Below are 13,262 nucleotides of genomic sequence, written 5' to 3'. Positions count from 1 at the left end.
AACCGACCCACAGGACTGACCAGACGACCCTATCCATGGCATGACAACGCGGCGGACCCGTCCACGCCTTCCGGGTGCGTCCAAAACTCCAAAACGAAGGCGACAGATCACGAGCTAAAAAAACACGACATCTTCACCCGCTACGGACAGTTGCCCGTTCCGACATGGCAAGGATTTGAAAATGCATCTACACGGAGGAACGGCGTGGGCTTAGTCGTGAGGTGCTGACGACGATCTTAGTCGCTCGGCTCCGGCAGCGCTCTGAATTTGTGCGGCTTGCCCAGCAACGCTGACAACGCCTCCTGGAAATCACCGGTCGAGATGCCGCGCAGATAGAGGATCGACAGCAAGGTATCCAGGCTCTTCGTCCGGCGTGCCCACAATGGCAGGATCGCCGAGAGAAAGCGGCCCCGGTCGCGCCGCGGTCTCTCACTTTGGGGTGGGCGACCTCGACCGCGCCGATGTCGGTGGCAATCTTGCGCGCAGGGCCATAGCCGTACCGGACCATCCGGGCGCGGCCATCCGGCAGCTTCTGCTCCGCCGTTGTCTCCGGAAACGCCTTCAGTTCGATCTCAACCGCCCTGGCGAGCAGCTCCCGGCCTCTGCGCAGAATTTCTGTCAGTGGATCATCAACCTAGGACGGCTGACGAAACGACAAGATGTTGGTCGTCTTGTTCGTGGCGTATCGCTCTCCTTGAGAGGTTCTGGCAGGCTCGACACCCGTCTCGACACGCCGCCTCTCTCAACCCATCATCACCCACTTTCCCGCATTGCTCCGCCGCCCGAAGTAGTATCCCAAGAGGGCTTCGTTGATGTCCTTCGCACGCAAGTGGTTCTCGTGGACCTGAAAGCACGGTGGGCCATGACGGGCGCGACCGTCCAAGATCCGTGTCTTTTGAGCGATTCGGCCAAATGCATAGGCGCCAGCATAGAGCGGATCGTGCAAGGTCTGCATCACCGGTGATAGGCCGGCGCCTTCCAGCTGAGCTGGTAGATTTGAACGCAGAATCGCGATCTGTCGGCGCGGCGCTATGTCTACGTCTGGGCCGACGGCGTGTTTCTGCAGGCTCGCATGGAGAATCACAGCGAGTGCATACTGGTTTTGATCGGCGCGACGCCCGGGGATCGGCTTTCAGGTCGGCGTGCGCGAAGGCGCCCAGAGCTGGCGCGAACTTCTGATCGACATTCGCCGGCGCGGACTGCAGATTGCGCATGAGCTGGCGGTCGGCGATGATGCTCTCGGCTTCTGGAAGGCGCTGGAGAAGTCTTCCTCGGCACGCGCCGGCAGCGCTGCTGGCAGCACAAGACCGTCAACGTGCTCAACAAGGTCCCGAGCTCCGTGCAGAGTGGCCTGAAGAAAGCCCTGCAGGATATCTCGATGGCGCCGAGCCGGGTCGCCGCGGAGCTTGCACTTGAAACCTTCGCCGAGAAATACGGTGCCAAATAGGCGTGCACTGCTGATTGCCTCCTCAAGGATCAGGAGGTTCTGCTGGCGTTCTACGACTTCCCTGCCGAGCACTGGGTCCATTTGCGGACCACCAATCCGATCGAGAGCGTGTTTGCCACCGTGCAGCACCGGATGGTTCGGACCATGGGCTCGTTGTCGGCATAGAGGGTCTTCAAGCAGAGTACCTGGCGTCGATTGAAACGTACAAATCAGTCGCCGAAGATCGTCGCCGGTGTCAGATTCGCTCATGTCATCGAAGTCATTCCGGCCCACAAAAGCCACGCGGCCTCACCGCCCAAATTCACGCTTAGCTCCCGCTGGGCAGGCCATGAGGCGACCAACGTAACCAGCGGACAACGCAAAGCCTTCGAAAATCGACGAAGAATTGAAGAACTTCTGCGTAATGAGGGGGCGCCCAGCGCGCTTGAAGCCGAGCTATCGCAGCACGGCTGCTCGACCGCTGGCCCGTCGAGCCGGCGCCGCAGTGGACCCTTTCCGCGGCCTACCCTCCTAGCTCTTATCACGCTCACGGACAGTCATTTTAGAACGGACGCAAGATTACAATCTGCAACAGGGCGGTGGCTCCGCTCCGCGGAGCAGCACTGGCAAACATCCGTCGACCGGCGACGGTCGAGGTAACCTTTGCTGCGAACTGCCAAGTTAGGTGTTGGACGAGAGCTTACTGCGGGAGCATCAGGTGAGCCTCACATCAGTAGCGATCGGCTCAATGAGCGTGCGGCTGATTCAAACGCGGTGCATACACTGATCTCCAGCACCTGATTCTGAAAGGACCTAGTCTCATACTGTGTGAGATCAAGCTTTGCTTTGCGAGAGCCCAACACTCTTAACCTCCAGGGATTGCTCGAGTCCTCCGAACGCGCCCGATTCGCGCCAATGGCTGTTAATGGGGGCGGCGAGTCTGTCCGGAAGTTCATGGATGAACGCGGCCAGAACATATTCGTGGCGGTTGGGCCGCAGTCAATAACCACGCCCCAGATCCACGACGTTCGTCAACGCCCGCCCGCTTAGGAAGCGCTCAATGTTATCGGCGAAAATTGAGAATAATCGCTCCGTATAGTTTGTCGGACTTCCCGAAATGTGCGGTGTCGCAATAACGTTCGGCATGTCCCACAACAAGCTTTCCTTCGGCAATGGCTCCCGTTCGAATACGTCGAGCAAGGCACCGGCGATCGTGCCCGCCTCCAGCGCCTTGATCAGTTCAGCCTCCACGACGATCTGGCCGCGGGCGATGTTGATTAGAAAGGCATCGCGGCGCATTCGCGCGATCTCAGTTGCGCCGATGAGCCCCATAGTCGTTGCCGTCGCTGGCACGGCCAGCACGACGAAATCGCAAAGCGGCAGCAATTTCTCAAGGGCATCGGAAGCGAATAGCCGGTCAACACCATCGACAGGCACGGAGACATCACGCTTTGAGCCGACAACGGTCATCCCCGCACTCTTCGCGCGCCGGGCGATCGTCCCCCCGATCGAGCCCAGCCCGACGACGCCGAGCGTCTTCTCGGCCAACGGCGCGACAAAGCGCGGGCTCCATTTCCGCTCCGCCTGATCACGCAGGAGCTTACGGAAATCCCAATGCAGCATGGTTACGCCGGCCATCACAAAGTCAGCGATGATCTCGCCATGAAGGCCACGCGCATTTGTCACGGTGATGTGCCTAACCCTTTCGCGGATTGGCAGGATCGAATCGACACCGGCGTTAGTGCACTGGAACCAGCGCATTTTCTTCGCTTGCTCAAGCAAGTCAACGGGGAAGCTCGAAGCAAGGAGGGCATCTGCCTCCTTTATGCAGTTCGCGAGTTGCTCAGGGCGTGGCGCGACGATCGTGCGAACCTGGGGGAAGCGATCCGCTATAAGTCGCGCATACAATTCGGCGTCACGGAGGTTGAGGACAATGGTAAGGCGTGGCCCTTCAGCAGGCATTTTCATCTCTCCGAATTGAGCAAGATTTAGCTGACCGTGAAGCTCTGCGAGACTATCGCGATGGAGCCATTTGCGTACCTTCACAAGTGCAGCAAGCACGGAACGTCGTGATATCGATGGAATACGACGCGCGGGTCGCCCGCGCCTCGCGGTAACAATAGCTCTCGCTTGCCAAACGATCGTTCAGTTGCCGCGACTGTGAGATGCATACCGGCGGCACTGCAGCGAGCAATCCGCGGCCATCTCTTCCCAGCCTTGTTGCTTACAGCGCCTCTTTGCTCGCCGGCAACCAAGTGACTGTCGACGAGCCCGCCCTGCAGGCGACAATCACGGCGACGAACCTCCCGCAAACGTCTCACAGCGAGACCGACCAGAAACGGATTTTTGCGCCGAACGGCTTGACTAGCCACGAAAATCCTCGCGGATCAATGAATTCCGTAAGCATTCATGATATCAATGTGACACAACATATTTTCGTCCCATTTTAGGTCGTTCGGACAGTTTCCTGCAATATGTAGGCATTTTTGGCGGAATTCACTTGGAGCATGACCGCGCAATACGATCGAATAGACACCCGCATTCTCGAGACCGTACAAAAGGATAACCGCCTAACCTCCAAGGTTAGCGGCGAACTCGCCCAGCTTTTTGCTACCGCGTGTCAACGAGGGTTAAAGAGGCTTCGTTCGGAAGATACTATCAAGGCCGACGTCTCAATCGTCTCTGACCTGCCCCTGAGTATTTCCTCCAGATGGAGTTAGAGTCCGGCCTGAGCATGATCTGAGGCCGGCAAACTGGACCATTTTGGCTAGAGTTTTTCGCATCGATTCCTGGGCTGGGAGGAGCTAAGGACGATGAAGGCCTCGAGGTTTTCGGACGCCCAGAAGGCGTTTGATCTTCCCCCAAAAAAGTAGACAGGGTTAAGCTGCTTTTCGCTCCATCTCGATCGGAGTGGCATATCCGATGGCGGAATGGAGCAGGGTGCGGTTGTAGAAGCCCTCGATAATAGGCAAAGACGTCGCGCATTGCCTGGGCGCGGGTCTGGTAGTCACGATGATGGACGAGCTCGGTCTTGAGGGTGTGGAAGAAGCTCTCCATCGGGGCGTTGTCGTAACAGTCGGCCTTGCGGCTCATTGATGCGGTGATCCTGGCGGTGGTGAGGGCTTGGCGGTAAGCGTGTGAGGCATACTGCACCCCGCGATCGGAGTGATGGATCAATCCAGCTTCTGGTCGTTGCTGTTGGATCGCCATCGTCAGGGCCGACGAGGCGAGTTCCGTGCGCATGTGATCGCCCATGGCCCAGCCGACGATCTTACGGCTGAAGAGGTCCATCACAGCCGCCAGGTACACCCAGCCTTCCGCGGTCGGGAATGGAGTAAGAAGGTAACCGGCATGAGGGCCTCACCTCGCAGTGACGAAGCTTGTCTGCGATATAGGCTGGCAAGAGCTGATCGGTGGAGGTGGCGCGATGGCAAATGCCATGCTTGATGCCAGGCAGGAAGGTGACTCTTATCGCCGCGTTGAGGTGATCACTGGGGAGCGCCGGCGGCGACGGTGGACGAGCGAGGAGAAGGCCCGGATCGCGGCAGAGAGCTTTGAGGAGGGGGCGAACATCTCCGAGGTGGCGCGGCGCAATGGCGTTTCTCGCGGACTGCTCACGGTGTGGCGACGCCAGGTAGCGGCGGCGCTGGCCGGCAAAGCCCAGAACTTCGTGCCTATCCAAATTGGCGCCGAGAGCGATGGCGGGAGGGTTGGCAAGTCCGAGTGTATTTCGCCGGTACAGACGAAGCCCGTGGAGATTGCCACGCCGCCGGCCAAGGTCTGTGGAGTGGTCGAGATCGAGGTGAACGGGGCGCGCATCCGGGTCGAGCCGGGGGTGGAACTGGCGACGCTTTCGGTGGTGCTATCGGCGCTTCGAGGGATCCGGTGATTGCTCTACGGTCAGACCTCAAGGTGGTGCTGGCGGCCCAGCCGGTCGACTTTCGTAAGTCGGTGCATACGCTGTCGGCGCTGGTGAGCGAAGCACTGCGCGCGAACCCATATTGCGGCGACGTCTTCGTGTTCCGCAGCAAGCGCATGGACAGAGTGAAGCTTCTGGCGTGGGACGGCAGCGGCATGGTGTTGGTAACGAAGTGGTTGCACCAGGGGCGTTTCACCTGGCCGCCGATCCGCGACGGCGTTGTGCATCTCAGTGCGACGCAGCTTGCGATGCTACTCGACGGGCTCAAGTGGACGCGTGTGTCGCCCAAGCCTGTGAAGCAGCCGGCCATTGTCGGCTGAGAAGTGAGGATTTCACTGGAGCATGGGTCGCACGGATGTATCGTCTGGTCATGGCGATTCGCCCCGACACTCTCCCGACCGATCCGGCAGCTCTGACCGAGATGGTGCTCGCGCTTGACGCTGAGAACGAGACGCTGCGCGTAGCAATGCAAACGTTCAAGGACATGATCTTCGGGAAGCGCTCGGAGCGGCTTGCCGCGCTCGTGGCCGAGCAGCTCGCGCTTGAGCTTGGCGATCTTGAGACCGACGTCACGCCGCCTGCAGCTGCCAACGACGATGCAGCTGCGGCAAAGCCGCCCGGCAAGCCACTGCGGAAGAAGGCGCGCCGCAACATCGGCGCGCTTCCAAAGCACCTGCCGCGCTGCGAGCATGTGCTGGAGCCGGAGGCGACCGCATGCCCGTGTTGCCAGGGCCAGCTTCACAAGATCGGCGAGGACGTCAGCGAGGTGCTGGACATCATCCCGGCGATCCTGCGGGTGCTGCGGACGGTCCGTCCCAAGTACGGCTGCCGCCGCTGCACCGATGGTGTGATCCAGGCGAAGGTGCTGCCGCGCCTGATCGAGAGCGGCATGGCTTCGACCGCACTCGTGAGCCACGTGGTAGTCTCGAAGTTCGCCTGGTATCTGCCGCTGTACCGACAGGTGCAAATTCTGGCCGGCCAGGGTGTCCATCTCGACCGGGCGACGCTTGCCGGCTGGGTGAAGCGTGCGGCCTGGTGGCTCAGGAGCCTCTATGCGCTTCAGCTGCGCACGATCCAGGCCGCGCCGCGCCTGTTCTGCGACGAGACGCCGATGCCGGTGCTCGATCCCGGACGACATCGCCCGCGCATCTGCCAGTTCTGGGCGCATGCCATGGATGACCGGCCATGGGGCGGTCCCTCGCCGCCGGCGGTGGCCTACGTGTTCGCCGACGGCCGCGGCACGGCGGAGATCGCCAGACAGTTGATGGGCTTTTCCGGCATTCTGCAGGTCGACGGTTATGCCGCCTACAAAGCGCTCGCCCGCGATCATGGCGGCGCGATCCAACTCGCCTTTTGTCTCGCCCACGCCCGCCGCAAATTCGTCGAGGTGTATAAGACGACCCAGTCGCCGTTCGCGCGCGAAGTGATCGAGCGCCTGCAGGCGGTCTATGCCATCGAAGCAGAGATCCGTGGCAGCAGTGTCGGCGAGCCAGACCCGATTCGGAGCAGGCGCCGTGAAGTCGCGCATGATCAGGTTCGGTACGATCGGCAGGTCATGACGGCTGTCGGTGGTGCGAACCCGGCGTGGTGGCGCCATGATGGCTCGGATGCCATGCCGCTGCATCATCCGCTCGATCCGGCCACGGCTGGTGCCGCGTCCCTGCGACGTCAGAGCGGCATGGATTCGCCGACTGCCATAGCGCCCGCCACTGTCCTGATAGACCTGCCGGACCTCAGCCAGCAGCGTGGCATTGGCTTGTGTCCGTTCGCTCACCGGTCGCGTGCGCCAAGCGTAATAGCCGGCCGGCGAGACCTCGAGCACCTCACATATCAGACGAACCGGATACACGTTGCGGTGATCCTCGATGAAGCGGAAGCTCATGTCCGGGTTCCGGCAAAGATCGCGATCGACTTTTTTAAAATGTCGCGCTCCATGCGTAGCCGTTCGTTCTCCTGGCGCAGCCGGGCGATCTCCGCAGCCTGGTCCGCCGACATCGGCGTCGCCTGCGTGGTGGGGCGCCACGCCGCCGATGTCGGCTCCTGACCTTGTCTACCCAGCGTCGCAGCACCGAATCGCGCAGACCGAATTCCTTGGCCACCGACGGGACCGAGCGACCGCTCGACATCACGAGCTCAACGGCTTGGCGCTTATAGTCCTCCGTGAATGACCGACGTTCACAACCTTGCATTCGACCTCCTGGCTCTCCGAGCCTACTACAGGTGTCCACTCATTCGGAGGAGGTTCAGTTCATCCTGAAGCAGGGCAGTGACGCGGTTGCGGTGGCGGAGATCTGCCGCAAGGCCTGGATCAGCCAGGCGACCTACTTCAACTGGAAGAAGAAATACGACGGGCTGCTGCCGACGGAGATGCGACGGCTGAAGCAGCTCGAGGAGGAGAACGGCAAGCTGAAGAAGCTGGTGGCGGACCTGTCGCTCGACAAGGAGATGCTGCAGGATGTGATCCGCCGATAGCTATGAAGCCTGGCCGGAAGCGCAAGCTGGTCGACGAGGTCTGTGGCGGGTGGCAGGTGTCGATCCGCAGGGCCTGTAACGCTCTCGAGTTTGACCGCTCGACCTATCACTACAAGCCCGGTCGCTCCGGCCAGGCTGCCCTCGAACAGAAGATCAAGGAGATCTGTCATGTCCGCATTCGCTACGGCTACCGTCGTGTTCACGTCCTGCTCGGCCGCGAGGGCTGGCGCCATGGGCAAAACAAGACGCGCCGCATCTATCGCGAATTGGGCCTGCAATTGCGCAATAAGACGCCCAAGCGCCGGGTCAAGGCCAAGCTGCGCGATGACCGCAGGCCGGCCACACGATCGAACGAGACCTGGGCAATGGACTTCGTCCATGACCAGCTGGCGACGGGACACAAGCTTCGCGTGCTTACGATCATCGATACCTTCTCCCGCTTCTCGCCGACGCTGGCGCCACGGTTCACCTTCCGCGGCAGCGACGTCGCGGAGGTGCTGGAAAGGGCCTGCAAGGAAGTGGTCTTCCCGGCAACGATCCGGGTCGATCAAGGCAGCGAGTTCGTGTCGCGCGATCTTGATCTGTGGGCTTACCAGCGCGGCGTCACGCTGGACTTCTCGCGGCCCGGCAAGCCAACCGACAACGCATTCATCGAGGCCTTCAATGGTCGCTTCCGGGCCGAATGCCTCAACGCCCACTGGTTCCTGTCCCTTGCGGACGCCCAGCAAAAAGTGGAGGATTGGCGCAGATACTACAATGAAGAACGGCCCCACGGGGCGATCGGCAATCGACCGCCGATTTTGCTGCAAAACCACGTCGGCGCAACCAGCCCGCCAACGTGACCAAGGCGCAAAACTCTAGTTCTGGGTGGCCCAAAGTTCGGTCTCGCTGCACAAACCACCGAGACTCTGACTGCCGCTGGATGAAAGTTCAGTGGCAGGTCATCTCACCCAGGGCTATAGGAAGACCTATTCAAACGCTTGTGCTGGTGAGTTTGGAGTAGGAGCGCGCAGACATAATCGATAAGCTGAAGAAGGCCATCAAAACATCGGTTGACGTCGTCAATGGATTTTACGTCACGGACGGCGCTGACTTAGTCCTATACGTTACCGCACGTACCATGAACGATTATGAGCAGTTCACTCGACGATCCTTCCGGACATCAAGGGCTTCAACACGATGGTCATAATGGATCGGGTGAAGGCAGGCTTTGCCATTCCAAATTGAGGCTCCGTCCGAAGATTGATCAGTCTCTCACCCCGCTGATCCATGCCTTTGCGCGCTATTTCGTCCCTCAGTGCGCAGAATGCAAAAAATCCTCATTGCGACTCCTCTAGCCTGTCTCCTTGTCGGCGCTAGCATGAGTGGCTCTTATCGGATCGGCTCTCCAAAGAGATTAAGACACACGAATGTCGCGCCGACCTTTTTCCGAGTTTCTTTGCAAACCCATCACCAGCACCACAAAGTTGTTGTCAGCGTAAGCCTGTTGCGGCTTCCAAAACCTTGTGTAGCCCGGTGAAGGACAAAGGGCTCAATTCCAAGGATGCTAACCGCCGTTCAAAGAGAGAGCATGAATGCACGCCGCAAAGTCGATAGTCTAGGAGAAATGGAGGTCCGGAACGAGGCTTACTATGGTTCAGACTGCGCGGGCGATCACAAATTTCTCGATCTCGGGAATCCCGATCAGCCATCTTTCGCTGCTTGTCCACGCACTGGCTTAAGAAGGCCACAGTTCTGATACGTGCCAGGGATGCTAACATTTCAGCCGGCAAAGCTGTGGCAATTGCCGCCGTATGCGACAATATCAGTGCTAGCGGACTAACCAGCGAGTTTTCCCGTTGACAGATTTCAAGGCTGCGCCGAAACTTCCACAAACATGAACATCAACTATTTCTCTTCAATGCCCGAGTGCTTCGCGAACAATGCATTGTCGGGATAACAGTCAATGTGAAGCGATGTCGCGAAGGCAATACTAAAGAGCGGAAAAACGATTTGGAAGGTTTTTCAATCGGAGCTTGTATTTCATTATGTTGCCAAAGCAATTGCGTGCCCCATCGGCTCTGACAAGGCCATGGAAAGCGCAGGAAGTCGAGCTTTCAAGGGCCTCATACGAGGTTCCTCTAGTCGATCGTTAAGAAGCCGAATTGAGCTGAGCTGGACAGTTGAGCGTGCGCCAGAGCAAGACCAGCAACAGGCGCAAGAGTTCTCTGAACCAGGCGAGGATGCGGCGGAAATCGCGGCCGACAGCTGAGAGGATGACGTTGGCAGCATCGCCGGGGCGGCCTTTAAGATAGCACCGGCCGAGGTGTCCTTCGGCTTTGAGGTGTCCGATGAGGGCTCAATGGCGGAGCGATGGCGCAGCTCGCGCTTGATGGCGCCGAAGACGCTGCGCTTCTGGCCGGAGATGAAGACGCGGCAGGGGATTTTGCGCGTCGTGGCCGCGGTAGCCCTTGTCGACATAAGCCCGCTCGATCGCACAGCCGGTGAGTGTCTCGGTACGGTCAAGGACGTCCCGCAAGGTGTGTCCGTCGTACGGGTTGTCGGGCAGCGGCCTGGCGTGCAGCACGAACGGGCCGCCGGGAGCCCGGCGATTGTTGGTGACGATGGAGGCCTTCACCCCGAACTCGTAAGGCGCGGAGGCCTTGCCCTTGCCTATGCGCTCTACCTTCGGGGCATGGAAGGAATAAAGCTTGAAGCCGCGCTGGCGCTGCTGCGGCGAGCGGATCTGGGGGGCCCGGCTAGAGAGCACGCTGTTTTTATACGGAAACATAGCCTGAGTTTTTTTGAGATAGTTGGCGCACTCTTGTGCAGAAAAGAGGTCGAGGAGTTCGCCGACCTTGCGCCAGGTTGCCTCGACATCGCGCGGTTCTGCGGCTCGCATCAGATGTTTGAGCTTGGCGAAGACCTGTTCGATCGGATTGAGATCGGGACTGTAGGGCGGCAGGAAGAGCAGGTGCGCTACGCATTGCGAGCGGACTTGCCCTTGTGACTGCCAAGATTGTCGAGGATGACGACCTCACCTTTTGCCAGAGTTGGGGCCAACACCTTCTCGACATAGAGGGTGAAGAGTTCGCCATTGATGGGGCCGTCGATGACCCAAGGTGCGCTGATCTAGTCGTGCCGCAGCGTTGCGATGAAAGTCATGGTCTTCCAGTGACCGAAAGGCGCGGATGCTTGGAGCCGCTGTCCACTCGGTCCCCAACCGCGCAGTGGCGCCATATTGGTCTTGATCCAGGTCTCGTCGATAAAGATCAGGCGTGAAGCGTCAATCTTGCCTTGATGGGCCTTCCAGCGTGTCCGCTTACGGGCGATGTCGGGGCGATCTTGTTCGACTGGCAGGATCGTTTTTTTTGAAGCTCAGCCCTTCGGCATGCACAAACGTCCACACCGCCCGCACATCGGTCTTGATCCCGCGCGCCGCCAGTTCCTGTGTCAGCTTCCGCAAAGTGAATGGTCCCGAGAGAACGCGCTTGCGCAGCCAATCAGCATTGGCACCGGACAGAACCGGCTTCTTGTGACCGCCGATCTTGCCGGGCGAAACGCCCCCAGTCTCCCGTCTCAGATTCTTCCACTTCGTTACACAGGACGGGCTGATCTGAAGCGCCTCTGCAATCGAACGAACTGTCTCTCCTGCATCAGCTCGCGCCAGAGCCCGTTCACGAAGGTCTTCTGAATAGGGTCGCGTCATCCATGCTGGCCCCCGTTCTCCAGCACGGAGTTTGAATCAGAAATCGCTCCCGCTGGGATTGCGAAAAAACAACATGCTCTCTAGCGGCAGAGCGAACGTCTCCGCCAGTGCTGGCTGGCCCTTGGTCTTGCGGCGGATGTCGCGGATGATCCGACCCAGCCGGCTGCGCAGCTGCCGCTTGAATTGTTTGGCATGAGCGTAACGGCCCTCCATCATCGCCGCGCCTTTGGCCACGCGAGAGTAGGATTGCCGCAGCCTGACTCCCTGCTTCCTCGCCAGGCGGTTCAAGCCCCGGATCGCTGCATGCAGCAGTTTGGCGTCGGTCGGGAAGCTGATCGCCTTCGGCTGCACTGTGGCGTCGACCGTGACCCGGTTGAGGTCTTGGCTGAGCAACGCACCGGCCTCGTGCGCCACTCGAAGGCTCTCGGCCAACAACCGCTCCAGCTTGTCGCCGAGCCGCTTGCGCCAATGGCTCAGGTCCGAGCGCTCGTGCGGGAAAAAACTCTTCGCCGGTGAAGAACTGGAAGTACGGATCGCAGACCCCCTCATCGGACAGTCCATAAATGGCCTGGGCAACAACAGCCCGTCATGAAGCGGGTCTCGATCCCCGGTCTGCCATTCTCGCTGTAGAGCGGGGCGATCTCTCCGTCGATCCAGTCCCAATCGATCTTGTCGGCAAGCAGAACCAGTTCGTGCTTCATGTTGATGATCTGATCCAGCCGTGCCCGGAACAGATCGTTCGATCCCGTCGTCTGTTGACGGATAGAGCAGTAGCAATCTCACAATCGAAATCATGGTCGAGTAGGAAATGCCGCATCAAACCGACCTCGACAGTTGTCCAGACGCGGAGCACCATCGCGCTAACCGAAGGATGGCGCCGCTATTTCGAAAAGATCTCGTGTAGGATGCTGCAACGGGCATAGCTTGCCGAACCATCTCTAGTCCGGATCGATAAGCAAGTCATTGGAAGCGAAGCATGAGCCGACATGCGTCGTCAGCCTAACCTCCAGACGTCAACGGCATCACCACTCCGCTGCCCTATGCTGCCTTTCGGCGTATCTGGCTAGCGAGCATCTTGTCAAATCTCGGTATCATGATCCGAGGGGTGGGCGCGGCTTGGGCGATTGACTGAGATGACATCAAGGCGCTGGTGCAGACGACAACGTACAGTGATGCTGATCGCGCTGCCCGCTGGCCCATTGCCGACATGCATGATCGGCGCCTGTGGCACTGGTTGGGCTCTTGATCGTGCTTTGCGGCGTGACGGCGCTAACTGCTCTCCAGTGGCTGCACCTCACCACGCCAAATTTGTTGCTGGTCCTTTGTGTTGTGGTCGGTAGCGGCGTGGGCATTGATGTACCCGGCCTGGCAAAGCCTTGCGGATATATCGAGAAACAATCGACGGAACAGACGCGCCGGCACGAGAACAGGAAGAACTTTCGCCGACCGGAAATCATCGCGTGCCATCCATGGAAATACCCGCCCCGGACCAGGCAGTGCAGATGCGGATAGTGAAAACGTGCCTGGCCCCAAGTGTGAAGCACCGCGAAGAATCCGATCTGAGCGCCCAGATGCTTGGCGCCAGCCGGCGCGCAACGCCTTGCCCGCGGTCCGGAAAAGAGTGTTGTAGACGATCTCCTTGTTTTGAATGCGTGTTTCGGCAATTTCCGGACAGCAATTTCGCTAATTCGCGGACAGCGATTTCAGTAATTCCGGGACAGGGATTCCGCTAAATCGCGGACAGTTGCGGGAGGTTG

At 59.6% G+C, this 13,262-nt stretch carries 5 protein-coding genes and 12 pseudogenes; 8 read left to right on the top strand and 9 right to left on the bottom strand.

Annotation, left to right across the window (positions count from 1 at the left end; genetic code table 11):
• Positions 1-275: 275 nt before the first annotated feature.
• Positions 276-622, bottom strand: a pseudogene (locus ACVW1B_RS01295) (transposase); the annotation flags it as partial.
• Positions 623-1,003: 381 nt separating this feature from the next.
• Between ACVW1B_RS01295 and ACVW1B_RS01290 the strand changes: the two are divergent.
• A pseudogene (locus tag ACVW1B_RS01290) lies at positions 1,004-1,735 on the top strand (IS256 family transposase); the annotation flags it as partial.
• A 690-nt stretch (positions 1,736-2,425) separates the two neighbouring features.
• On the opposite strand, the gene ACVW1B_RS01285 reads toward ACVW1B_RS01290, so the two are convergent.
• Complete coding sequence (locus ACVW1B_RS01285; protein ID WP_253635997.1) at positions 2,426-3,388, bottom strand: D-2-hydroxyacid dehydrogenase; 963 nt, start codon at positions 3,386-3,388, stop codon at positions 2,426-2,428.
• A gap of 545 nt (positions 3,389-3,933) precedes the next feature.
• Here ACVW1B_RS01285 and ACVW1B_RS01280 point away from each other — a divergent pair.
• Positions 3,934-4,110 (top strand): annotated as a pseudogene (locus tag ACVW1B_RS01280) (ArsR family transcriptional regulator); the annotation flags it as partial.
• A 195-nt stretch (positions 4,111-4,305) separates the two neighbouring features.
• Here ACVW1B_RS01280 and ACVW1B_RS01275 read toward each other — a convergent pair.
• Positions 4,306-4,765: pseudogene (locus ACVW1B_RS01275) on the bottom strand (IS3 family transposase); the annotation flags it as partial.
• Positions 4,766-4,853: 88 nt separating this feature from the next.
• Between ACVW1B_RS01275 and tnpA the strand changes: the two are divergent.
• The 3 genes and pseudogenes from tnpA to tnpC form a co-directional block, all read left to right on the top strand.
• Complete coding sequence (tnpA, locus tag ACVW1B_RS01270) at positions 4,854-5,315, top strand: IS66-like element accessory protein TnpA (protein ID WP_141343522.1); 462 nt, start codon at positions 4,854-4,856, stop codon at positions 5,313-5,315.
• Positions 5,312-5,665 carry an IS66 family insertion sequence element accessory protein TnpB gene (gene tnpB, locus ACVW1B_RS01265; RefSeq protein ID WP_253603553.1) on the top strand — a complete coding sequence of 118 codons (354 nt, stop codon included), beginning with the start codon at positions 5,312-5,314 and terminating at the stop codon, positions 5,663-5,665. The genes tnpA and tnpB overlap by 4 nt, the downstream gene beginning before the upstream one ends.
• Before the next feature lie 35 nt (positions 5,666-5,700).
• A pseudogene (gene tnpC, locus ACVW1B_RS01260) lies at positions 5,701-6,858 on the top strand (IS66 family transposase); the annotation flags it as partial.
• Between the two features lie 138 nt (positions 6,859-6,996).
• Here tnpC and ACVW1B_RS01255 read toward each other — a convergent pair.
• A pseudogene (locus tag ACVW1B_RS01255) lies at positions 6,997-7,227 on the bottom strand (IS3 family transposase); the annotation flags it as partial.
• Positions 7,228-7,261: 34 nt separating this feature from the next.
• Positions 7,262-7,471 (bottom strand): hypothetical protein, encoded by a 210-nt coding sequence (locus ACVW1B_RS01250; RefSeq protein WP_375167304.1) that lies wholly within the window; start codon positions 7,469-7,471, stop codon positions 7,262-7,264.
• A gap of 94 nt (positions 7,472-7,565) precedes the next feature.
• Between ACVW1B_RS01250 and ACVW1B_RS01245 the strand changes: the two genes are divergently transcribed.
• Together ACVW1B_RS01245 and ACVW1B_RS01240 are read left to right on the top strand one after the other, a co-directional pair.
• Positions 7,566-8,659 (top strand): IS3 family transposase gene (locus ACVW1B_RS01245; protein ID WP_253603660.1). Its coding sequence is split into 2 segments (ribosomal slippage): positions 7,566-7,815 and positions 7,815-8,659, totalling 1,095 coding nucleotides; the frame shifts between segments, so codons are not numbered across the junction.
• Between the two features lie 98 nt (positions 8,660-8,757).
• Positions 8,758-9,063, top strand: a pseudogene (locus ACVW1B_RS01240) (Lrp/AsnC ligand binding domain-containing protein); the annotation flags it as partial.
• A gap of 885 nt (positions 9,064-9,948) precedes the next feature.
• On the opposite strand, the pseudogene ACVW1B_RS01235 reads toward ACVW1B_RS01240, so the two are convergent.
• From ACVW1B_RS01235 to ACVW1B_RS01225, 3 pseudogenes are all read right to left on the bottom strand, one after another.
• Positions 9,949-10,554: pseudogene (locus ACVW1B_RS01235) on the bottom strand (IS5/IS1182 family transposase); the annotation flags it as partial.
• Positions 10,555-10,573: 19 nt separating this feature from the next.
• Positions 10,574-11,505, bottom strand: a pseudogene (locus ACVW1B_RS01230) (IS630 family transposase).
• A gap of 81 nt (positions 11,506-11,586) precedes the next feature.
• Positions 11,587-12,269 (bottom strand): annotated as a pseudogene (locus ACVW1B_RS01225) (transposase); the annotation flags it as partial.
• A 257-nt stretch (positions 12,270-12,526) separates the two neighbouring features.
• Here ACVW1B_RS01225 and ACVW1B_RS01220 point away from each other — a divergent pair.
• Positions 12,527-12,880, top strand: a pseudogene (locus ACVW1B_RS01220) (MFS transporter); the annotation flags it as partial.
• 64 nt (positions 12,881-12,944) lie between these two features.
• Here the strand turns inward: ACVW1B_RS01220 and ACVW1B_RS01215 are convergent.
• Positions 12,945-13,049, bottom strand: a pseudogene (locus ACVW1B_RS01215) (transposase); the annotation flags it as partial.
• Positions 13,050-13,262: the final 213 nt, after the last annotated feature.

The organism is Bradyrhizobium sp. USDA 4502 (assembly GCF_054063355.1).
This window is presented reverse-complemented; position numbering and strand designations above follow the sequence as displayed.

Coding starts and splice junctions, on each gene's coding strand:
- ACVW1B_RS01285 (WP_253635997.1), bottom strand. CDS start 3,388: ATGCCTGCTGAAGGGCCACGCCTTACCATTGTCCTCAACCTCCGTGAC.
- tnpA (WP_141343522.1), top strand. CDS start 4,854: ATGGCAAATGCCATGCTTGATGCCAGGCAGGAAGGTGACTCTTATCGC.
- ACVW1B_RS01250 (WP_375167304.1), bottom strand. CDS start 7,471: ATGTCGAGCGGTCGCTCGGTCCCGTCGGTGGCCAAGGAATTCGGTCTG.